19 protein-coding genes are annotated in these 21,337 nt (G+C 68.6%); 16 read left to right on the top strand and 3 right to left on the bottom strand.

Features of this window, described 5'->3' with window-relative positions:
• Positions 1-2 precede the first annotated feature (2 nt).
• The gene (locus tag MGN01_RS13070) at positions 3-755 is read right to left on the bottom strand and encodes an outer membrane protein (RefSeq protein WP_238258559.1); all 753 of its coding nucleotides are present in this window, start codon (positions 753-755) and stop codon (positions 3-5) included.
• Positions 756-842: 87 nt separating this feature from the next.
• Between MGN01_RS13070 and MGN01_RS13065 the strand changes: the two genes are divergently transcribed.
• The 14 genes from MGN01_RS13065 (at position 843) to MGN01_RS13000 (ending at position 15,224) form a co-directional block, all read left to right on the top strand.
• Positions 843-2,009 (top strand): GGDEF domain-containing protein, encoded by a 1,167-nt coding sequence (locus MGN01_RS13065; protein ID WP_147047051.1) that lies wholly within the window; start codon positions 843-845, stop codon positions 2,007-2,009.
• Between the two features lie 107 nt (positions 2,010-2,116).
• Complete coding sequence (gene cycA, locus MGN01_RS13060) at positions 2,117-3,487, top strand: D-serine/D-alanine/glycine transporter (protein WP_238258556.1); 1,371 nt, start codon at positions 2,117-2,119, stop codon at positions 3,485-3,487.
• Positions 3,488-3,594: 107 nt separating this feature from the next.
• Positions 3,595-5,832 (top strand): glycoside hydrolase family 3 N-terminal domain-containing protein, encoded by a 2,238-nt coding sequence (locus MGN01_RS13055; RefSeq protein ID WP_147047049.1) that lies wholly within the window; start codon positions 3,595-3,597, stop codon positions 5,830-5,832.
• 51 nt (positions 5,833-5,883) lie between these two features.
• Entirely contained in the window at positions 5,884-6,066 is a 183-nt protein-coding gene (locus MGN01_RS13050; RefSeq protein WP_147047048.1) for a ribosome modulation factor, read from the top strand.
• 148 nt (positions 6,067-6,214) lie between these two features.
• Positions 6,215-6,580 carry a hypothetical protein gene (locus MGN01_RS13045; protein WP_147047047.1) on the top strand — a complete coding sequence of 122 codons (366 nt, stop codon included), beginning with the start codon at positions 6,215-6,217 and terminating at the stop codon, positions 6,578-6,580.
• An 87-nt stretch (positions 6,581-6,667) separates the two neighbouring features.
• Positions 6,668-7,777 carry a DUF2125 domain-containing protein gene (locus tag MGN01_RS13040; protein ID WP_147047046.1) on the top strand — a complete coding sequence of 370 codons (1,110 nt, stop codon included), beginning with the start codon at positions 6,668-6,670 and terminating at the stop codon, positions 7,775-7,777.
• A 74-nt stretch (positions 7,778-7,851) separates the two neighbouring features.
• Entirely contained in the window at positions 7,852-8,679 is an 828-nt protein-coding gene (gene map, locus MGN01_RS13035; RefSeq protein WP_147047045.1) for a type I methionyl aminopeptidase, read from the top strand.
• A 16-nt stretch (positions 8,680-8,695) separates the two neighbouring features.
• On the top strand, positions 8,696-9,436 hold the full coding sequence (radC, locus tag MGN01_RS13030) for a RadC family protein (RefSeq protein WP_147047044.1): 741 nt from the start codon (positions 8,696-8,698) through the stop codon (positions 9,434-9,436).
• A gap of 73 nt (positions 9,437-9,509) precedes the next feature.
• Positions 9,510-10,949 carry a circularly permuted type 2 ATP-grasp protein gene (locus MGN01_RS13025; protein WP_147047043.1) on the top strand — a complete coding sequence of 480 codons (1,440 nt, stop codon included), beginning with the start codon at positions 9,510-9,512 and terminating at the stop codon, positions 10,947-10,949.
• A 166-nt stretch (positions 10,950-11,115) separates the two neighbouring features.
• The gene (locus tag MGN01_RS13020) at positions 11,116-12,060 is read left to right on the top strand and encodes an alpha-E domain-containing protein (RefSeq protein WP_147047042.1); all 945 of its coding nucleotides are present in this window, start codon (positions 11,116-11,118) and stop codon (positions 12,058-12,060) included.
• Between the two features lie 48 nt (positions 12,061-12,108).
• A complete protein-coding gene (locus MGN01_RS13015; protein WP_147047041.1) occupies positions 12,109-12,963 on the top strand; it encodes a transglutaminase family protein in 855 nt (284 codons plus the stop codon).
• 90 nt (positions 12,964-13,053) lie between these two features.
• The gene (locus tag MGN01_RS13010; protein WP_147047040.1) at positions 13,054-13,806 is read left to right on the top strand and encodes a proteasome-type protease; all 753 of its coding nucleotides are present in this window, start codon (positions 13,054-13,056) and stop codon (positions 13,804-13,806) included.
• 91 nt (positions 13,807-13,897) lie between these two features.
• A complete protein-coding gene (locus MGN01_RS13005) occupies positions 13,898-14,503 on the top strand; it encodes a sulfite oxidase-like oxidoreductase (protein WP_147047039.1) in 606 nt (201 codons plus the stop codon).
• Positions 14,463-15,224 (top strand): ferredoxin reductase, encoded by a 762-nt coding sequence (locus MGN01_RS13000; protein ID WP_147047038.1) that lies wholly within the window; start codon positions 14,463-14,465, stop codon positions 15,222-15,224. Before MGN01_RS13005 ends, MGN01_RS13000 begins: the two co-directional genes overlap by 41 nt.
• Positions 15,225-15,240: 16 nt before the next feature.
• Here the strand turns inward: MGN01_RS13000 and MGN01_RS12995 are convergent, their stop codons facing one another.
• On the bottom strand, positions 15,241-16,341 hold the full coding sequence (locus tag MGN01_RS12995) for a calcium:cation antiporter (RefSeq protein WP_147047037.1): 1,101 nt from the start codon (positions 16,339-16,341) through the stop codon (positions 15,241-15,243).
• A gap of 254 nt (positions 16,342-16,595) precedes the next feature.
• Between MGN01_RS12995 and MGN01_RS12990 the strand changes: the two genes are divergently transcribed.
• Entirely contained in the window at positions 16,596-18,314 is a 1,719-nt protein-coding gene (locus MGN01_RS12990; protein ID WP_147047036.1) for a DEAD/DEAH box helicase, read from the top strand.
• A 209-nt stretch (positions 18,315-18,523) separates the two neighbouring features.
• Here the strand turns inward: MGN01_RS12990 and MGN01_RS12985 are convergent, their stop codons facing one another.
• Positions 18,524-19,390 (bottom strand): hypothetical protein, encoded by an 867-nt coding sequence (locus MGN01_RS12985; protein ID WP_147047035.1) that lies wholly within the window; start codon positions 19,388-19,390, stop codon positions 18,524-18,526.
• Positions 19,391-19,852: 462 nt separating this feature from the next.
• Between MGN01_RS12985 and MGN01_RS12980 the strand changes: the two genes are divergently transcribed.
• Positions 19,853-21,325: an ATP-binding protein gene (locus MGN01_RS12980; protein ID WP_373319136.1), complete on the top strand. Its 1,473-nt coding sequence runs from the start codon at positions 19,853-19,855 to the stop codon at positions 21,323-21,325.
• Positions 21,326-21,337 lie beyond the last annotated feature (12 nt).

Below are 21,337 nucleotides of genomic sequence, written 5' to 3'. Positions count from 1 at the left end.
GCTCAGCGGATGCCGCTGCCCGTCATGCCCGCCTCGACGGCCAAGGTCAGCTTGTCGGTCACCGCCCACTCGACGCCGACGCGGGCGTCCGGCCGGATCGCGATGTCGTCGCGCGAGAAGGGCTGCGAGACCGAGGTCGGCCCGACGCGCCACTGCTCGTGCACGGCGAGCGCGCCGAGCTTGCCGTAGACGAGCACGTCGGGCGTCAGCAGCGCACCGACCTTCAACTGGAGCGCGCCCGCGAAGTCGCGCGAATAGGCGAGGCGGCCGAAGCCGGGCGTCGCGTTTCCGCCGATGGCCGAGAGATAGTCGAAGCCGCCGACGATGCCGTAGACGAAGCGCCCCTCCTGCCACATCCGACCACCCTCGAAGCCGACGGTCGGCCCGGAATAGCTGCCGAAATGCTTCGACGAGGACACCTGGTAGCCCGCCGACAGGCTCGCATAGGAGCCGGCCCAGCGACCTTCGTCGATGCTCTCCGGCTGCGGCCAGGCGAAGGAGGGCAGTGACGCGAAGCCGATGAAGGGCGAGAAGGCTTGCGCGGCCGCGGGACCGGCCGACGCCACGACGCTGCCGGCCACGAGGCAGGCTGCCCATCGGCCGAGGCGGCGGGTATGGCGAAGCAGGCTCATACGGCCAAGATAGCCCATGCCGATGGAGAGAGACAGACGGGGCTGGCGCGACGTCTCGCGCGGCGCCTGCGTACGCCGCCTGACGAAAGCCGCCTCGAGGGCTACCCCCTGTCTGTGTGACATTGCGTAAACTCAATTTTCGCGGTTGAGGAGCAACCATGGCGGCGTCGGGCCGGCACGCGGCGAGCAGGTAAAGGACAGACCCGGCAGATGCGCCTCGACACCCCGACCCTCTTTCTGATGACGGTGGTCGTCACCTTCATCGTCGGCGTGCTCTTTCTGCTGTCCTGGAGCCAGGACCGGCGGTCGCGGGCCCTGGCGATCTGGGGCGTGGCCCATCTCGTCGGCGCGGGGGCCTCGGCCCTGCTCTGCCTGCGCGGCATCATCCCGGACAGCCTGTCGATCGGCCTCGGCAACGCCCTGATGCTCGCGGCCTACGGCCTGATCTGGAGCGGCGTACGCAGCTTCGAGGGCCTGAGGCCCGCCTATCGAATCGCCCTGGCCGGCGGCCTCGTCTGGGGCCTCGCCTGCCTGGTGCCCGCCTTCTACGCGTCGCTTCCGGCGCGGATCGCGCTCGCCTCCACGATCGCCGGATCGTTCTGCGCCCTCAGCGCCCGGGAGATCCTGCGGGGCCGCGTCGAGCCCCTGGCCTCCCGCTGGCCGGCCATCATCCTGATGTCGGCCTATACGGTGCTGTACTGGATCCGCGTGCCGCTGGCGCTCTTCCTGGAGCCGCCGCCCGCCAGCCGTGTGGTCGAATCGCCCTGGCTCCCCGTGCTCTGCTTCGTCGGCGTCCTGTTCACGGTGGCGATCGCCTTCGTGCTGATGGCCTTGACCAAGGAACGGGCCGAGCGGCGCCAGCGTCTCGCGGCGGAGACGGATGCGCTCACGGGGCTCGCCAACCGCCGGGCCTTCGTCGGCCGCACCGAGGCCCGTCTGGCGGGCGGTGGTGACCCCGTCGCGCTGCTTCTGTTCGACCTCGACCACTTCAAATCGGTCAACGACACCTACGGCCACGCCGTGGGAGACGGCGTGCTCGTCGCCTTCGCCCATCTGGCCGAGGCCGTGCTGCCGCCGGGCGCCGTGCTCGGACGCATGGGCGGCGAGGAGTTCGCCTGCACCCTGTCCGGCTGCGACCTCGCGACGGCCGCACGGATCGCCGAGCGCGTCCGGGCCGCGGTGGCGACGGTCTCGCTCGCCGCCTATCCGCGGCTGCGCATCGGCGTGAGCGTCGGCGTCGCCGCGACGGCACCCGGCGAGGCCGGAGAGTTCGAAGATCTCATGCGCCAGGCGGATGCCGCGCTCTATTCCGCCAAGCGCGCCGGCCGCGGCCGCGTCGTGGCCGCGGAGCCCGTGGCTTACGGCCTCGCCGCCTGAAAACGCGCACGCGGCCCAAGATTGAGGCCGGTTGCCGGAGCGATGCGCTTCCTGCCGTGCGGTTTGATCGTCTACAACCTCCCTAGGGCCTAGCTTGGGGGATGGTGATGGCGAGGAGTGGTCGCGGGCTCGAGCGCAGTCTCGAGAATCGTCACATCCAGATGATGGCGCTCGGCGGCGCCATCGGCACGGGTCTGTTCATGGGCTCCGGCAAGACCATCTCGGTCGCCGGTCCCTCCATCCTGCTGGTCTACCTGGTCATCGGCGTGATGCTGTTCTTCGTGATGCGGGCGCTCGGCGAGCTGCTGCTCTCGAACCTCGCCTACAAGTCCTTCACGGACTTCGCCGACGATCTGCTCGGGCCCTGGGCCGGGTTCTTCATCGGCTGGACCTACTGGTTCTGCTGGATCGTCACCGCCATCGCCGAGGTCGTGGCTATCGCAGCCTATGCCAAGTTCTTCATTCCGCTGGTGCCGAGCTGGATCCCGGCCCTTGCCTGCGTCGCGCTGCTGCTCGGCCTGAACCTCGTCAACGTGCGCGCCTTCGGCGAGCTCGAATTCTGGTTCGCGATGATCAAGATCGTCGCGATCCTGGCGCTGATCTTCGTCGGCATCGCCCTGGTCGCCACCGGCTTCACCGCGCCCTCCGGTGCGAAGGCGGAGCTCTCCAACATCACCCGCGACGGGCTGTTTCCGACGGGGCTGTGGGGGTTCTTCGCGGGGTTCCAGATCGCGGTCTTCGCCTTCGTCGGGATCGAGCTCGTGGGCACCACGGCGGCCGAGACGCGCGACCCGGAGAAGACCCTGCCGCGTGCCATCAACGCGATCCCGATCCGCATCCTGCTCTTCTATCTCGGCGCGCTCGCCGTGATCATGGCGGTGACGCCCTGGAAGACGCTCAGCGCCGACAAGAGCCCCTTCGTCGAGCTGTTCGTGCTTGCCGGCCTGCCGGCGGCCGCCGCCTTCGTGAACCTCGTGGTGATGTCCTCGGCGGCCTCCTCGGCCAATAGCGGCATCTTCTCGACGAGCCGGATGCTCTATGGCCTCGCCGACAAGAACGATGCGCCGGCGGCCTTCGGCCGTCTTTCGGCCCAGCGCGTGCCCTCGGTCGGCCTCTACTTCACCGGCCTCTGCCTGCTCAGCGGCGTATTGCTGATCTACCTCGTGCCGGATCTCGGCGAGGCCTTCACCCTGGTGACCACGCTGTCCGCCGTCCTGTTCATGTTCGTCTGGGCGCTGATCCTGTTCTCGTATCTCGCCTATCGGAAGAACAGGCCGGAGCTCCATGCCCGCTCCGTCTACAAGATGCCGGCCGGCGTGGTGATGTGCTATGCCTGCCTCGCCTTCTTCGCCTTCATCATCGTGCTCCTGACCCTGGAGGCCGATACGCGGCTGGCACTGGCGGTCTCGCCGGTCTGGTTCGCGATCCTCGGCGGCGCCTGGATGCTGCGGCGTGGACGGCGGGCGGTGACCGCCTGACCGGGGACGGTTTTCGGCGCAATTAAGCCATCCTGATCAGCGAGTTGGTCCCTCGCGTCGATCGAGAACGCGGCCAGGAGCCGTCGCGGTCGATCGGGGAGGAGACGATGCAGGCAACGGCTATTCGGATCAGCGCACGCGTCATCGCGGCGGCTGCGCTCATGGGCGCCGTGTCGCTGGCCCGAGCCGAGACGCTCGACGAGCGCCTCGAGACGCTGCTCGGCAAGATGACGCTGGAGGAGAAGGCCGGCCAGCTCAACCTCGTCTCGCTCGAACCCGGCTTCGACCCCGAGAGCGTCCGGCGCGGCGAGGTGGGGGCCGTCATCAACTTCTCGAACCAGCACCTCGCCTCCACCATCGACTCCTATGCCCGCTCCTCGCGGCTCGGCATTCCCCTGCTGGTCGGCCTCGACATCGTCCACGGCTACCGCACCGTGCTGCCGCTGCCGATCGGCATGGCGGCGAGCTTCGATCCCGGCCTCGTGCGGCGTGCGACCGCGGCGGCGGCGCGGGAAAGTCTCGCCGTCGGCGTCAACTGGTCCTTCGCGCCGATGGCCGATGTCGCCCGCGACCTGCGCTGGGGTCGCGTGGTCGAGGGTCTCGGCGAGGATCCCTGGCTGACCGGCCAGTTCGCCGCCGCCCAGGTCGAAGGTTTTCGCGACGGCGGCGTCGCCTCCACCCTGAAGCACTTCGCCGGCTACAGCGCCGTCTATGGCGGGCGCGACTACGATGTGACCTGGGTGCCGCCCACCGAGCTCTACGATACCCACCTGCCGCCGTTCCGCGACGGCATCCGCGCGGGCGCGGACGCGGTGATGACCGCGCTGACCGCGCTCAACGGCCTGCCGACGACGGCCGACGGCCACCTCATGACGCAGATCCTGCGGCGCGAGCTCGGCTTCAAGGGCGTGGCCATCGCCGACTGGGAGGCGGTTGCGAGCCTGGTTAAGCACGGCGTGGCCAAGGACGGTGCCGAGGCGACCCGCAAGGCCTTCTCGGCCGGCGTGGACATGGACATGACCAGCGGGCTGTTCGTGAAGCACCTGCCGGAGGAGGTGAGGGCCGGGAGGATCTCGCAGGCCTCCCTCGACGCCTCCGTGCGCCGCGTGCTGCGCCTGAAATTCGGCCTCGGCCTGTTCGACCGTCCGCTGCTCGACCCGGCGACCGCCGAAGGCAAGCTGCTCACGCGCGAGACCCGCACGGTCGCCCGCGAGGCGGCGCGTGCCAGCCTCGTGCTGCTCAAGAACCGGGGCGACCTGCTCCCGATCGACCCCACGAAGGTGAAGCGGATCGCGCTCGTCGGGCCCTTCGCCGAGTCCAAATGGGATCAGGTCGGCCCGCATGAGGGCAACGGCCAGGTCGATGACGTGATCTCGATCCGCGCCGGCCTCGCCGAGCGGGCCGAGAAGGCCGGGATCACCCTCGACTTCGCCCCCGGCTGCGACCGGATCTGCGCTGACCGCAGCGACTTTCCGAAGGCGGTGGAGGCGGCGAAGGCGGCCGATCTCGTCATCGCCGTGGTGGGAGAGGGGCGCGACCAGTCCGGGGAGGGCTCCTCTCGCGCCTATCTCGGCATGCGGGGCGTGCAGCAGGACCTGATCAGGGAGGTTGCCGCCACCGGCAAGCCGCTGGTGATGCTGGTCTTCGGCGGCCGTCCCGTCGAGTTGCACGAGGCGATCGACCGGGCACAGGCCGCGTTGATGGTCTGGATTCCCGGCACCGAGGGCGGCCCGGCCGTGGCCGAGACGCTGTTCGGCGACGCCGCCCCCTCGGGCAAGCTGCCGGTGAGCTGGCCGCGCACGGTCGGCCAGTTGCCGATGAGCTACGACCGCCGCGCGGGCGGGCGCCCGCATATCGACGGGGCACGCTGGACGCTCGGCTACACCGACGAGACCATCTCGCCGCTCTTCCCGTTCGGTTACGGCCTCACCTATACCCACTTCGCCTATGGCGAGCCGGAGGTGCTGACGCCGAAGGTGGGCGTCGGAGACCGCCACGAGGCGTCGCTGGAGGTCAGGACCACCGTCACCAATACCGGCATGCGGGCCGGCCGTACGGTGGCGCAGCTCTATCTCAGCCAGCCCGTGGCCAGCCGCAGCCGACCCCTACGCCTGCTCAAGGGCGCCGTGCCTCTGACTCTGGCACCCGGCGAGACGGGGGTTGCGCGCTTCCGCATTCCATCCCGCGATCTCGGCTATCACGAGGCGGACGGCACGCTGGTGGTGGAGGCGGGCGATTACCGCGTCTTCGTCGGCGAGGATTCCGACGCGGCGAAGGGCGCGGATTTCGCGGTCGAGACCGGCTGGCGCGGCCCGCCGGGCAATGTCGAGGCGAGCAGCCGATAGGTCGCGGCCGTCCCCGTTGGCGAGGTGCCCAAGGGACTCCATATCCGTCGCATGAGCGACGAGCCCGATCCCAGGAAGGATGCCAGCGCCGAGGGTGCCCGCGCGCGTGCGCAGGGTCGCCCGAAGGATTCCTGCCCCTATCCGGCCGACTCGCCCGAGCGTCGCGCCTGGCTCGAGGGCTTCGACGGCGTTCCGGACGGCCGAGCGCCGGACCTGCCACTCGCGAACGGCTGACCAGCCTGCGGACGACCGGTGGATATCCGCGTGGAAACCAGCGCTTGACGAAGCCGGGAAACCACTCCTAAATGAGAACATAACAGGAACATCGCTTCGTTCCTCAGGCAATCTCGCTGGGGACGGAGCAGAGGGACGGAGAGCACCGATGGCCGAGGAGCGACTGAGAACCGTAGCAAGCCTTCGCGGCACGCCGGCCGTCACCCTGAGTGCCTGGCGTGGCCGGTCCGGCCGCCGCTACGTCGTGGGCGTGCACGATATGGCCGAGCCCGATCTTGCAGAGATGGGCGATGCCGTGGTGATCGCCGTGCGGCGCGACGGGGCCGGCATTGCGCAGCCCGTCTGCGTGGCGACCTCGGGTGAAAGCCCACGCGAGCGGCTGAAGCGCGGCTGGCTGGCGCATGTCGCCCGCCGTGGCGCTACCGAGATGCATGTCCATCGCCTCGCCCAGACCGAGGACGAGCGCCGCGCCGTGCTGGAGGATCTGGACATTCCGGCCGCAGCCCTGAACTGAGCGGCCGCTCCAGCGCCCTTGCGCCGACGAGGCTCCTGTCGTCAAAGACGGCCGCCCGCGATGTCGGGGCAGAGCCGAGGAACCGTGATGGCGCAGGGATCCGAGCCGAGGACCGAACCGACGCCCGCGGGCGAGCGCCGCCGCTCGCGGCTCGGGCTGTTCCTCCCCTACATCCTGCTGCTCGTGCTGGCTCTGCTCTGGTCGGCCGGCTGGTTCTGGGTGCGCGGCAAGGCGGCTTCCGAGATGGATGCCTGGCTTGGCCGCGAGGCGGCGGCTGGGCGCAACTGGACCTGTGCCGACCGCACGATCACCGGCTTTCCGTTCCGGCTGGAACTGCGCTGCTCATCCCTCAAATTCGCGCGCTCGGATGGCGGCTTCAGCCTTGGGCCGCTGACGGTCCTGGTGCAGATCTACCAGCCGCGCCACGCCATCCTGGAAGCGACGGGCCCGTTCCATGTCGAGCAGGGCGATCTCACCGGTGACGTGAACTGGACGTCGCTGGAGGGCAGCTTTCACGGCGCCTCAGACGGGTTCGTGCGCGCCTCTCTCGTCGTCGACGGTCCGAAGGGCAGCGTCCGCGGCGGCGCGCCCGGTCCCGTCGATTTCGCGGCCAAGCATCTCGAGATGCACGCGCGTCCGACCCCGGGCCGTTTCGAGTCGGATGGCGCCGTCGATCTCAACTTGCGCCTGACCGACGGTGTGCTTCCGCTGCTCGATCCGATTCTCGGCAATGCCGATCCGCTGGAGGCCGCGCTCGATGCGACGCTGGAGCGTGCCACCGTGCTGCGCACCCGCGCCGTGGAGCGCGAACTGGAGGCTTGGCGATTGGCCGAGGGCCAGCTCGACATCACCGCGCTCTCTCTGATCAAGGGCGACCGGCGCCTTCAGGCCAAGGGCGAGGTGGGGCTCGACGAGGCGCACCGGCCGGAGGGGCAGTTCGACGTCCGCGCCGCCGGGCTCGGCGATCTCATCGGTCAGATCATGGGCAAGCGCTTCGGCAACGAGAAGGGCGCGCTGATCGGCAACCTCGTCGGCCAGTTCCTGGGCGGGATGAAGCGGCGCGAACCCGAGGCAGCGGCTGGGAGCGCACCGGGCGATTCCGCCCTGCAGCCGATCCCGACGGTGAAGCTCGCCGGGGGACGATTGATGCTCGGGCCCTTCGCGATCCCGAACGTCGCGCTGCCGCCGCTCTATTGAGCTTCGGAAGGGTTGGCGGCACCTGCGACCGGGCGTAGACAGACAATCGACCAGACGCTTCCAAGTAAAGATCCATGAGCCGAGAAGACCAGGCCGTCGCCGCCGCAAGCCGGCGTTCGCCAGAGCCGCCGATCCACGGTCCGGAGGGCTTCGAGGGCATGCGCCGCGCCGGCCGCCTCACGGCCGAGGCCCTCGATCTCCTTGTCGAGGCGACGCAGCCCGGCGTCACGACCGAGTATCTCGACCGGCTCGCCTTCACCTTCGCCATGGATCACGGCGCCTACCCGGCCTCGCTGATGTATCGCGGCTATCCGAAGTCGATCTGCACCTCGATCAACCACGTCGTCTGCCACGGCATCCCGAACGACAAGCCGCTGCGCGAGGGCGACATCGTCAACCTCGACATCTGTCTCATCGTCGATGGCTGGCACGGGGATTCGAGCCGCATGGCCTATGTCGGCGAGGTGCCGCGCAAGGCCCAGCGCCTCTGCGAGATCACCTACGAGTCGCTGATGCGCGGCATCCAGGCGATCCGGCCCGGGGGCTCGACCACCGATATCGGCCACGCCATCCAGAGCTTCGCCGAGGCCGAGCGCTGCTCGGTCGTGCGCGATTTCTGCGGCCACGGCCTCGGCCGCGTCTATCACGATGCCCCGACCATCCTGCACTACGTCGAGGCGAGCTACGACGTGCCGCTGAAGCCCGGCCAGTTCTTCACCGTCGAGCCGATGATCAATCTCGGCCGCCCGTCAGTGAAGGTGCTTTCCGACGGCTGGACAGCGGTGACCCGTGACCGCTCGCTCTCCGCGCAGTTCGAGCACACCGTCGCGGTCACCGAGACGGGCTACGAGATCTTCACCCTGTCGCCGAAGGGGCTCGACCAGCCGAAGCCGCAGGTCTGAGCGAAAGTCTGCGGCCGTGAAGAGCCGGGTGCTCCCACCCGCGACGCCCGACCTGCTCGGCGCGGCGCCTGCGTCCAAGCCGGAGGAGCCGCACTATGTCGGCCACCGTGAGCGGCTGCGCGAGCGCCTTCTCAAGGCTGGGCCCGATGCGCTGGCGGACTACGAACTCCTCGAGGTCGTTCTGTTCCGTTCGATTCCCCGCAAGGACGTGAAGCCGCTCGCCAAGGCATTGGTCGACCGCTTCGGCTCCTTCGCCCAGGTCCTGACCGCCGATCCAGAGCAACTCGCGAAGATCGACGGCGTCAGCACCGGTGTCATCGCCGACCTGCAGATCGTTGCCGTCGCCGGTCAACAGATCGGTCGAAGGGCCCTTCGAGGACGGCCCCTCCTCTCATCCTGGACTGCCCTTCTCGAATACCTGCGAACGGCGATGGCCTTCGCGGGCCGGGAAGAATTTCGCGTGCTCTTCCTGGATAAGCGCAACCATCTCATTCGCGACGAGGTGCAGGGCCGCGGGACGGTCGACCATACGCCGGTCTATCCGCGCGAGGTGGCCAAGCGCGCTCTCGAACTCAACGCCACGGCGATCATCCTTGCCCACAACCACCCGTCCGGAGATCCCAAACCCTCGGCGGCCGACATCAAGATGACCCGCGAGATCGTCTCGGTGCTCGATCCGCTCGGAATCGTCGTGCACGACCACATCATCCTCGGCCGCGATGGCCATGCGAGCTTCAAGGGATTGAAGCTCATCTGAAATCGTGGTTGGCCCAGGGTCTTCCCCTGGCCTGCCTCTTGCCTAGGTGAACCGAGAGCTAGGGGAGTCTCGGATGGCGCTGGGGAAAGCCTTCGATGAAATGAACGGGCCGGGAGATCTGCCCGCCGGAGGGCCGGTCCGCGACGCCTACGACACTCTGAAGGCTTGGCTCGACAACACCCCGCCCGAACATTTCAACACCCGCCGCAGCCAGGCCGAAATGCTGTTTCGGCGCATCGGCATCACCTTTGCCGTCTACGGCTCCAGTGATTCCACCGAGCGGCTGATCCCTTTCGACATTATTCCGCGTGTTCTGACCAAGCCAGAATGGGACTTTCTGGAGCGGGGACTGAAGCAGCGCGTCACCGCGCTGAACATGTTCCTCAACGATATCTACGGTGCCGAGGAGTGCATCAAGGCGGGCGTGATCCCGGCCGATCTCGTCTATCGCAACCAACACTATCAGATGGAGATGCGCGCCTTCCGGGTGCCGCACGACCTCTACGTTCACATCGCCGGCATCGACATCGTCCGCACCGGGGAGAACGACTTTTTCGTCCTCGAGGACAATGCCCGCACGCCGTCCGGGGTCTCCTACATGCTGGAGAACCGCGAGGTGATGATGCGGCTCTTCCCGGAGCTGTTCTCGCGCCACCGCGTCGCGCCGGTGGAGAACTATCCCGACGCCCTGCTCGCGACCCTGCGCAGCCTCGCTCCGCAATCGGCAACGCGCGATCCCACCGTCGTGCTGCTCACGCCCGGCCGCTACAACTCGGCCTTCTACGAGCACTCGTTCCTGGCCGATAAGCTCGGCGTCGAGCTGGTGGAGGCGGGCGACCTCTTCACCAAGGACGACGTCGTCTACATGCGCACGACCGAGGGGCCGCGCCGGGTCGACGTGATCTACCGCCGTCTCGACGACGCATTCCTCGATCCGCTCGTGTTCCGGCCCGATAGTGTCCTCGGCGTGCCGGGCCTGATGAACGCCTACGAGCGCGGCAACGTCACGTTGTCGAACGCCGTCGGCACCGGGATCTCGGACGACAAGGCCGTCTACAGCTACATGCCCGAGATCGTGAAGTTCTTCACCGGCGAGGAGCCGATCCTGCACAACGTGCCGACCTATCGCTGCCGCGAGAAGGAGGCCTTCTCCTACGTGATGGACAACCTCAAGGATCTCGTCGTGAAGGAGGTCAACGGCTCGGGCGGCTATGGCATGCTGGTCGGGCCGCACGCGACGCGGCGCGAGATCGAGGAGTTCGGCAAGCGGCTGCGTCATGCGCCCGACGGGTTCATCGCCCAGCCGACGCTGTCGCTCTCCACCTGCCCGACCTTCGTCGCCTCGGGCGTCGCGCCGCGCCACGTGGACCTGCGCCCGTTCGTGCTCGCCGGTGCCGACGAGATCCGCATCGTGCCCGGCGGCCTCACCCGCGTCGCACTCAAGGAGGGTTCGCTCGTGGTCAATTCGAGCCAGGGCGGGGGCACCAAGGACACCTGGGTTCTCGACGCTTGACCGGATTGCGCGTCTCCCAGGCACTGACGGGAGCGGCACTCCGATGGAGCCGCTCAAACCGCCGGCATTTGCCTGCTTTTCGAGCAATCATACGCCGCAGGGCGGTGTTTCTGCCCTCTTCCCTGATATCGGCCGCTCCTGGCCGGATGCAGCAGTGACCTGAGCCATGCTGTCCCGCACCGCCGACAACCTCTACTGGCTCTCGCGCTACGCAGAGCGTGCCGATTTCGTCGCGCGCATCCTCGATGCGGCGCATCGCCTTGCCGCCCTGCCGTCGAGCTATGGTGGGCGTACCAGCAACGAGTGGGCGTCGGCGCTCGAATCCACGGGCGATGCCGACGAGTTCAAGAAGCATTACGACGCCGTCAACGAGCGCACCGTCTGCGACTTTCTCGCCTTCTCACGCCACAACCCATCCTCGATCCGCTCCTGCATCGAGACCGCGCGCGAGAACGCCCGCGCGATCCGCACGGCGCTCACCACCGAGATGTGGGATGCGATCAACGGCGCCTGGCTGGAGCTGCGCAGCTACGAGGGCCGCGAGCTGTCGCGGGACGAGTTCTCGCAGTTCCTGGACTGGGTGAAGCAGGTCTCGCTCGCCTTCGATGGCTCGGCCTACCGCACCATGCTGCGCAACGACGGCTACTGGTTCACCCGCCTCGGCATGGCGATCGAGCGGGCCGACAACACGGCCCGCATCCTCGACGTGAAATATCAGATCCTGCTTCCGGCCTCGGAACGGGTCGGCGGCACCCTCGACTACTTCCAGTGGACCACGATCCTGCGCGAGGTCTCCGCGTTCAACGCCTATCACTGGGTCTATCGCGAGAGCATCAAGCCGGTGCTCGTCGCAGACCTCTTGATCTTCAATCGCCAGATGCCGCGCTCGCTCACCAACTGTGTCGGCATGCTGGTGGAACATCTCGACCTGATCGCCGATTCCTACGGGCGTCGCGGGGAGAGCCAGCGACTGGCAAGCAACCTACGCAGCTGCCTGCACAACGCCGACATCGACCGGATCTTCGCCTCGGGACTGCACGAGTTCATCGAAGCCTTCATCGGCGAGAACAACAAGCTCGGCGCGGCGATCAGCGACCAGTATCTGGTTTAGGCTCGCACAGACCGCTCCCCGCTCACCCCAGGCATCCGGGACCGAGGCATGCGCATCCGCGTCGTTCACGACACGATCTACACCTACGAGCAACCAGCCCGCGGCCTGATCCAGGTGCTCCGGCTGACCCCGCGCGACCATGATGGCCAGCACGTGCGCCAGTGGCGGATCGAGCCCTCGGCCGACGGCAGGCTGACGGTCCGCGAGGACGGCTTCGGCAACATCGTCCACTGGTTCACCGCGGACGAGGCGGCCGACGCACTCACGGTGCGCGTCACAGGCGAGGTCGAGACCTTCGACACGGCCGGCATCGTGCGCGGCGCCGTCGAGCGGCTGCCCGAGCCGTTCTACCTGCGCGAGACACCGCTGACCGAGCCGAGCCCCGAGATCCAGGCCTTCGCGCACGAGGCGACGTCCGGCGCAGGCGAGCGCCTGGCGGTGCTGCACAAGCTGCTCGCGGCGATCCCCGAACGCGTAACCTTCGAGCCGGGACCGACCAGCGCCAGCACCACGGCTTCGGCATCGTTCGAGGCCGGCAAGGGCGTCTGCCAGGATATGTCCCACATCTTCATCGCCGCGGCGCGCCACCTCGAGATCCCGACCCGCTACGTCTCCGGCTATTTTCGGCGCGGCGACGGGGTCGACGAGCAGCATGCCGGCCATGCCTGGGCCGAGGCGCTGGTGCCGGGGCTCGGCTGGGTCGGTTTCGATGCCGCCAACGGCATCTCGACGACCGAGGCGCATATCCGCGTCGCGATCGGCCTCGACTATCTCGGCGCAGCCCCGATCCGCGGCAGCCGCCTCGGCGGCGGCCGGGAAGGCCTGGAGGTGCATCTGCGCGTCGACGAGGCGACGCAGGCGCAGAGTCAGGGCCGGGGGCAGCAGAGCCAGTCGCAGGGCTGACCGAGCCGTGGCCGACCGACGTCTTGCGCCGCGAGGGCCCGATATGCGATCCGGACGACCGATATTCTCCGTGACGAGGCCTCTGTCGCGATGACCTACTGCGTCGGAGTTCTCGTCGAGGAGGGGCTGGTGATGATTGCCGACACCCGCACCAATGCGGGGCTCGACAACATCTCGACCTTCCGCAAGCTGCACCTGTTCAACGCGCCGGGCGAGCGCGTGATCATGCTGGCCTCGGCCGGCAACCTTTCGGTGACGCAATCCGTGTTGAGCCTGCTGCGGGAGGGCGTCGACGACGTCGAGGGGCAGCCGCCGGAAAAGCTCGAAGACATGCCGAGCATGTTCAAGGCGGCACAGCTCGTCGGCCGCGCGGTCCGCCAGGTCGGCAAGATCGAGCACGAGGGCTTCGAGCGGGCCAATCTCCGCTTCGAGGTTTCCCTTCTGCTCGGCGGACAGATCGGCACCGGCGAGATGCGCCTGTTCATGATCTACTCCGCCGGCAACTTCATCGAGTGCGGGAAGGATTCGCCCTTCCTGCAGATCGGCGAGCACAAATACGGAAAGCCGATCCTCGACCGGGCCGTGACCTCGCGGCTCGATCTCTACGACGCGTTGAAGGTCGCCCTGGTCTCGATGGATTCGACGATGCGCTCGAATCTCGGCGTGGGCCTGCCGATCGACATTGCCGTAGCGCGCCGCAACGCCCTTACCCTGGAAGTCGACCATCGCATCGAGGCCGGCGAGCCCTATTTCCACGATCTGCGCGAGCGCTGGTCCGCCGCCCTGCGCGCCGCCCACCGTGCGATTCCCCGCCCGCCCTACGGGCCTCAAGCTGCCAAGTAGTCCGGCGCGCCGACCCGGCCTTTGAACTCCGGCAGCCCAGAGGGCATATCGGGTCGCTGAGGCTGGGCGTGGCGAGCGAGAGGAGAGACCGATGGTGACACGGGGCTTTACGGGCCGTCCGCCGAAGGCGGACGTTGCCGCGCGACTGCCGCCGGGCCAGTACCTCACCGAGGATTTCCCCGTGCTGCAGCTCGGGCCGACGCCTCGGGTGACGGAGGAGACCTGGAGCTTCACGTTGCGCGACGGGCCGCGGCCCCTGAAGAGCTGGACCTGGGACGAGTTCGCGCGGCTGCCGCAGACCCGCTGGAAGGGCGATATCCACTGCGTCACCAAGTGGTCGAAATTTGACACGGCCTGGGCAGGCGTGAGCTTCGACGACATCCTAGCCGATGCCGGGATCGAGCCGCCGACGGACTTCACGCTGTTCGAGGGCTTCGACGACTACACCACCAACGTCCCCGTTGCGGACCTCATCGGCGGACGGGCGATGGTGGCGACCTCCTATGAGGGCCGGCCGATCCCGCCCGACCATGGTGGCCCGGCCCGGCTTCTCGTGCCGCATCTCTACTTCTGGAAGAGCCCGAAATGGGTGAAGGGCTTGCGCTTCACCCGGAAGGACGAGGCCGGCTTCTGGGAGCTTCGCGGCTATCACATGTATGGCGACCCCTGGCGCGAGCAGCGCTTCACCGGAGACTGACGTGGCCGCAGACAGGGTAGCCTGGCGTACAGCCAGGATTGGCGCGATCACGCCGGTCACGCCACGCGTGAAGAGCGTGCGTTTTACAGGACTCGACGGGACGCATCGGGCTGGCCAGCACGTCGAGCTTCGGCTCACCGCGCCGGACGGCTATCAGGCGCAGCGCAGCTACTCCATCGCCTCCGCTCCCGGCGATACAGACGGGCTCGAGCTGATGATCGAGGGGCTCACCGGCGGCGAGGTATCGAGCTACTTCGCCGACATCGCGCAGGTCGGCGACGAGGTCGAGCTGCGCGGGCCGATCGGCGGCTCCTTCGTCTGGTCGCCGGAGGATGGCGGCCCCGTGCTTCTCATCGGCGGCGGCTCCGGCGTAGTTCCGCTGCTCTCGATGCTGCGCGCGCGCGCCGAGACGGGCAGCGAGACGCCCATGCTGCTGATCTATTCCGTGCGCGAGGCGTCGGAGGCGATCCTGCGGGAGGAGCTGCAGGCCCGCTCCCGCGACGAGCCCGGTTTCGACCTGACGCTACTGACCACCCGAGAGGGCGCCACCGCCGGACGGCATGTCGACCGGGTGATGATCGAGACGGCCCTGGACCACCTCGGCACGCCCCGCCACGTCTTCGTCTGCGGCGGCAATGCCTTCGTCAGTGCGGTCTCCGATCTTCTCGTCGATGCCGGCGTGAAGCCTGGCACCATCCGCACCGAACGCTTCGGCGGCTGACCCGCGCGCCGTCACCTCACGGCGAGAAGATCAGCGTCAGATAGACGAAGAACAGCACCAGGTGCACCGCGCCCTCGAGCACCGTCGTGCGCGTGCCGGAGAAGGTCAAAGTGCTCAGGATCAAGGTGACCGCGAGCAGCGTCATCTCGGTCGGCGCGAGGCCGAGGATCACCGTCTGGTGCGTGACGAGGCCCACGGCGAGGATTGCCGGCACGGTCAGCCCCACCGTCGAGGTAGCGGCCCCGAGGCAGAGATTGATCGCCCGCTGCAGCTCGTTGCGCGAGACCGCCTTGAGCGCGCTGATCCCCTCGGGCGTGAAGACGATGGCGGCGATGAGCACGCCGCCGAGCGCTTGAGGCGCACCGAGCGCGGCGATGCCGTGGTCGAGCAGCTTGGCGAGGCTCTTGGCGAGCAGAACGATCGGCAGGATGTTGGCCAGCAGCAGAGCCGTATGGATCAGCACGGCCTTGGCCGAGGCGTCGCCCTTGTGCCCGTCGGCCGTGGTCTCGGTCTCCTCGGTCCCGGCCTCCAGGAAGAAGCTCCTGTGCCGGTTGGTCTGGATCAGCAGGAACACGCCATAGAGCGCGATCGTGAAGATCGAGAACGAGATTGCCTGAAACCGGGTGAGAGAGCCGTTCGTCGTCGAGGTCGTGAAGTTCGGAATGATCAGCGCGATCACCGTCAGCGGGATGATCACCGAGAGGAAGGAGGCTGCACCCTTGAGGTTGTAGCGCTGCTGGTGGTGGCGCAGGCCGCCGATCAGTAGCCCAAGGCCGACGACGCCGTTCAGCACGATCATCAACACGGCAAACATCGTGTCGCGGCCGAGGGTTGGGGCGTCCTTGGCCGAGAGCATCACGGCCGAGACCAGAACCACCTCGATCACGACGATGGAGAGGGTGAGGATCAGGGTGCCGAGCGGTTCGCCGAGGCGGTGGGCGAGGTCCTCGGCCTCGTGCACCACGCCGAAGGCCGACCAGATGATGACGACGAACAGCCACAGGAACAGGCCGCTGGCCCAGAGCGGCGAGGACAGCTCACCCAGCCAGCCCGTGCCGAAGACGGCGAATGCCGCAACGCTCGCCCAGGCGACTACCAAGCGCAGCACCGTTTCCATCCGCTCCCCTTCCTCCGACCGAAGGGTCTCGTGGCATGGGCCCTCGGGTGCGACAACCCGATGACCGGCCTGCGGATTTTGCAGTCAGTGCGCGACGTGTCCCATCGCACGAGCGTCATGCGTCCCGGGCCGTGGCCTTCCGGGGCAGGGAAGCGTAGGAAGCGCGTCTGCTTTTCATCCGAGACCGGCCCGCGGCCGGAGGGATCACGGGCGGCCTTGTGCTGCCCGCCCCAAGATTCCAAGGTCGATTGCCCGTGCCGTTTCCGATACTCCCAGCCCCGCTCGCGCGGACGCTCGCCGCGCGCGGCTACGAAGAGCCGACCCCGGTTCAGGAGGCCGTGCTCGATGCCGCCTCCCAAGGGCGCGACCTGCTGGTCTCTGCTCAGACCGGCTCGGGCAAGACCGTGGCCTTCGGCATCGCCGTTGCCGAGCGCCTGCTCCGCGAGGACGAGACTCTGCCGCCTCCTGGTGCGCCGCTCGCGCTGGTGATCGCGCCGACGCGCGAACTGGCGCTGCAGGTCGAGCGCGAGCTGTCCTGGCTCTATGCCGAGACCGGCGCCCGCGTCGTGCCCTGCGTCGGCGGCATGGACCCGCGTCGGGAGGCGAGGGCGCTCGATGCTGGGGTCCATATCGTGGTCGGCACCCCCGGCCGCCTGCGCGACCATATCGAGCGCGGCCGCCTGAAGACCGAGACGCTCTCGGCCGTCGTGCTCGACGAGGCCGACGAGATGCTCGACCTCGGATTCCGCGACGATCTCGAGTTCATTCTCTCCGCGGCGCCTGCGACGCGGCGCACGCTGCTGTTCTCTGCCACGCTGCCGAAGCTCATCACCGCGCTCGCCCAGCGCTACCAGCGCGACGCTCTGCGGCTTGCAGTGGCCGGAGCCGCGCGCGGGCATGCGGACATCCAGTACCGGGCGGTGCGGGTGTTTCCGCGCGAGATCGAGCATGCCGTGGTCAACGTGCTGCGCTACGTCGATGCGCCGACCTCGATCGTCTTCTGCAACACCCGCGAGGGCGTGCGCCACCTCCAGGCCTCGCTGATCGAACGCGGCTTCACCGCCGTTGCGCTCTCGGGCGAGCTCGGCCAGGGCGAGCGCAACGCCGCACTCCAGGCCCTGCGCGATGGTCGGGCGCGGGTCTGCGTCGCCACCGACGTCGCCGCCCGCGGCATCGACCTGCCGGGGCTCGACCTCGTCATCCATGCCGATCTGCCGCATGACGCCGAAGTCATGCAGCACCGCAGCGGCCGCACCGGCCGCGCCGGACGCAAGGGCACCAGCGTGCTCCTCGTCCCCGCCTCGCGCCGCCGCCGCGCCGAGCAGATGCTGGCGATTGCCGGCGTGAGCTTCGAGTGGAGCGGGCCACCCACCGCCGAGGAGGTTCGCGTGCTCGACCGCGAGCGGATGCTCGGCGATCCGTCCTTCGCCGAGGAGCCGAACGAGGAGGATCGCGAGTGGGCCGAGGCGCTGCTCGCCCAGCTCCCGCCGGAAAACCTGGCCGCTGCTCTGGTGCGCGCCTATCGCGCCCGCATCCCGGCGCCGGAAGAGGTCGGCGACCCGAACTTTTCAACCGATTCTCGCCAGAGCCAGCGAAGGGGTGCCGATGGCGAGCGCGGCGGCGCACCGGTCGGCGCGCCGCGCGTCGGCGACGATGGCCCCTCCGTCTGGTTCCGGCTCAATCTCGGACGACGCGATTCCGCCGATCCGCGCCGGCTCCTGCCGATGCTGTCGCGCCGCGGCGGCATCGGACGCGGTGATATCGGAGCGATCCGGATTTTCGAGCGCGAGACCAAGTTCGAGATCCGTGGTACCGCCGCCGCCGGGTTCGCGGAAGCCTTCGCCAAACGCGGGCCGCCGGACGTCGCGATCGAGAGGATTGCGGCAGAGGGCGCTCCGCCGCCGAAGCAACGCTCGCCGCGCGCCAACAAGCATCAGCGCGAGGCTGGCAAGCCGAAGCGGCGGCAGGGCTGACGACGAGACGTCGATCGCCTGCGCGGGCGTCTGACGGGCAGGCCGTCCCACACCTGAGTACGGCCCCGCGGCGTCACAGACTTGCGAGTTCGGGGGCGATGAGCGCCGGCGCGATGCCCTGATCGCGCCGGCTCGCGTGTCTTCACCCTCGCTGCCGTGGCAGCGATTCCGGGCTGACGAGGAGGTGGCCGTCGGCGAAGGTGCGACGACTACTCGTCCTTGTCGCCGCCGAAGAGGCCCGTGATCGCCTTGACGCCGGCCCGGAGCTGCTGGGCGCCCGGGATGTCGGAATCGTCGGACGCTGTGGCGGCGGGCGTGCCGGCGGCCGCAGGCTCGGCATCCGCCACTGTCTTCGCTGCCGGGGTCTTCCGTGCCGCCGTCTTCTGGACAGCCGGCTTGGCGGCGACGGGCTTGCGAGGTGGCTGGACCGCGGCCGGAGATGACACGGTCGCGGTCGAGGCCGGCTCCACAAGGGGCTCGGCCTCCCGGCTCGGGGCGACTGCGGCGACGGCATTCGCCTGAACCGGCTTCGCCTTCACCGTCTCGGTGCGGGCTGGCGGGATCGTCGCCGCGGGCCGGGCCGGGGGCGCAACCACGGCGACGGTGCGCGTGGCCGGGACGGTCGGGGCGTTCTGGATCGGCGGCGGTGTCGTGCCGCTGCGCAAGGCCGGAGCTTGCGGATCGAAGGCTGCGTGTTCGACCGGCGCGGGCTCGGCGGCCGGCGGCGTGGCGGCTTGCTCGACGGGGGCTGGCTGCGCCGGAGCAGGTTCGGCAGTCTCGGGCCGCGGAAGGTTGAACGTCGCCGACTTCTGCACGGGCCCCTCGACGAGCTCCGGCAGGCCGTCCTTCAGGTCGGGCATCAACGCGGCGACCGGCATCGGCCGGGATATGCGGATGCGCGGATCGGCGAGCGTCGAGAAGAACGAGAAGGCGCCAACGGTGAAGGCGATCAACCCGGCGCCGCCGAGGCCGCCGATCAGCATCGCGCGCAGCGGAAGCCGCCGGCGCGCCTTCGCAGCCACAGGCATGGCGGAGGTACGGGCTCGGACCTCGGACGGATCGATGTTCACCGTCATCAGATCGGACTCGCGAACGTTGTACAATGGCAACGACTCGACCCCGACATTGCGGCCACAAGATGTCTGAAGCGCCGAGCGAAGTCGTCGCGGTTCAGCATTTACACAAAAACTGATCTAGGCTGTCTCGATTAAGAAAGGGTCACTGCCCTGCACTTGAGTGATCCCGAGATGGTGCGCGGCGAGAGTCTCGCCGCTGTTACAATCGCCCGGGCTCGACTCGGGCGCAGCCGCTGGGCCGATCGCTCGCACCACTCGCGGCTTGGGACGTCTTTAAGAGAATCATCAGTGCGTCCGCACAGTCTGCGACATGGACATCCCCCCGGCGATCGGCAAGGTTGCAGACCGAGCGGAAACAGCAAGGAAACAAGTGACTTATCCGATGATCGATTGCCGAAATATCCCGGTCGACTGCGCGCGAACGGACAGGACGGCGATCTGATTGCCGCGCCGATGACCATGATGCCGAAGAGCGCGGAGTTCGAGCACCGGGACGCGGAGCGGGATGCGATGCCTGGCCGCGCTTCGGTCTGGGCGAGCCTGCCGACACGCACGCGGCTCGTCGTCGTGGTGCTTGCCATCGACGTGATCGCAGCGATTGTCTGCTGCGCGGTGCTGGTGCTGAACGCGCGCTCGGCCGTGAAGGTGGAGATGAACGCGACGCGGGCCACGGTGGAGCCGCTCGTCGCCGATACCATTCGCATGGCGCGCAACCCCACGCCGGAGAACCTACTTCATACGCTCGATCTGCGCCTGCAAACCCTGCGACATGTGCGGGTCGCGGTGTTCGACGCTGCCGGCGAGCGCATCGGTTTCGTGCTGCCGGACCTGCGGCGCGACGACCACGTCGCCCCCGCCTGGTTCGTGGCGCTGATCGCCCCGCCGCCCGAGCAGCACGAGTTGCCGATCGTTGTGAACGGCAACCCCATCGGCAAGGCGGTGGTCACGGCCGAACCCCTGGACGAGATCGACGAGGTCTGGGGTTACGCAGTGTCATTGTCGCTGGCGAGCCTGCTGCTCAACCTCGCCGTGCTGGCCGCGCTCACGATCGCCTTCGGGCGCGTCCTGAAGCCCCTCGAACGCCTCGCCGACGGCCTGACCCGCCTCGAGCGGCACGATTATACCGCGCATCTCGATCTTCCGGCCTCGCGCGAGCTGGCGGTGATTGCCGAGCGCTTCAACAGAGTCGCCGGCGCTCTCGCCGAGGCCCGCGCCGCCAATGGCCGGCTCAATCGGCAACTGCTCACGGCGCAGGACGATGAGGGGCGCCGCATCGCCCTCGAACTGCACGACGAATTCGGCCCGTGCCTGTTCGCGCTGGAGGCGAATGCCGCCTCCGTCGCGCGGATCGCGGAAGGCGAGAACGCGCCCGACCGCCGCAAGCTCGCGGCGCGCGCCGCTGAGATCAGCGGCATCGTCGCCCAAGTCCAGGCGCGCAACCGCGAACTCCTGAACCGGCTCCGTCCGCATGCCCTCGGACAGGTGCCGCTGGCCGAATGCCTCTACCTGCTGCTCGCGGATTTCGGGCGCCGCCATCCCGGCACGGCCTTCGAGGGCCGTTTCGAGGGGCTGGCCCGCTGCTACGGCGATCTCGTCGACCTGACCGTGTTCCGCTGTATCCAGGAGAGCATGACCAACGCCGTGCGCCACGGCAACGCGACCCATGTCTCGGCGCAGGCCAGGGAGAGTCGCGAGCCGGGCCGGGGCATTGCGACCCTGCATGTCGAGATCCGCGACGACGGCAGCGGACTGAAACCCGGACATGGCACCGGACTGGGCCTGTCCGGAATGCGCGAGCGCGTCGAGGCCCTCGACGGCAGCTTCACGCTTGACAATGCAGCTCCCGGAGCGGTTGTGCGAATTGCCATCCCCATCGAGCCCGAGGAAGCCGAGGATGTCCGGTCCGAGGATCCGCCCGCCCCGCCCTCGTCCTGAACGTGCCAGCAC

This window comes from Methylobacterium gnaphalii, from assembly GCF_007992215.1.
Classification (GTDB): Bacteria; Pseudomonadota; Alphaproteobacteria; order Rhizobiales; family Beijerinckiaceae; genus Methylobacterium; species Methylobacterium gnaphalii.
The sequence above is the reverse complement of the archived record's forward strand: the minus strand, read 5'-3'. Positions and strand labels throughout refer to the sequence as shown.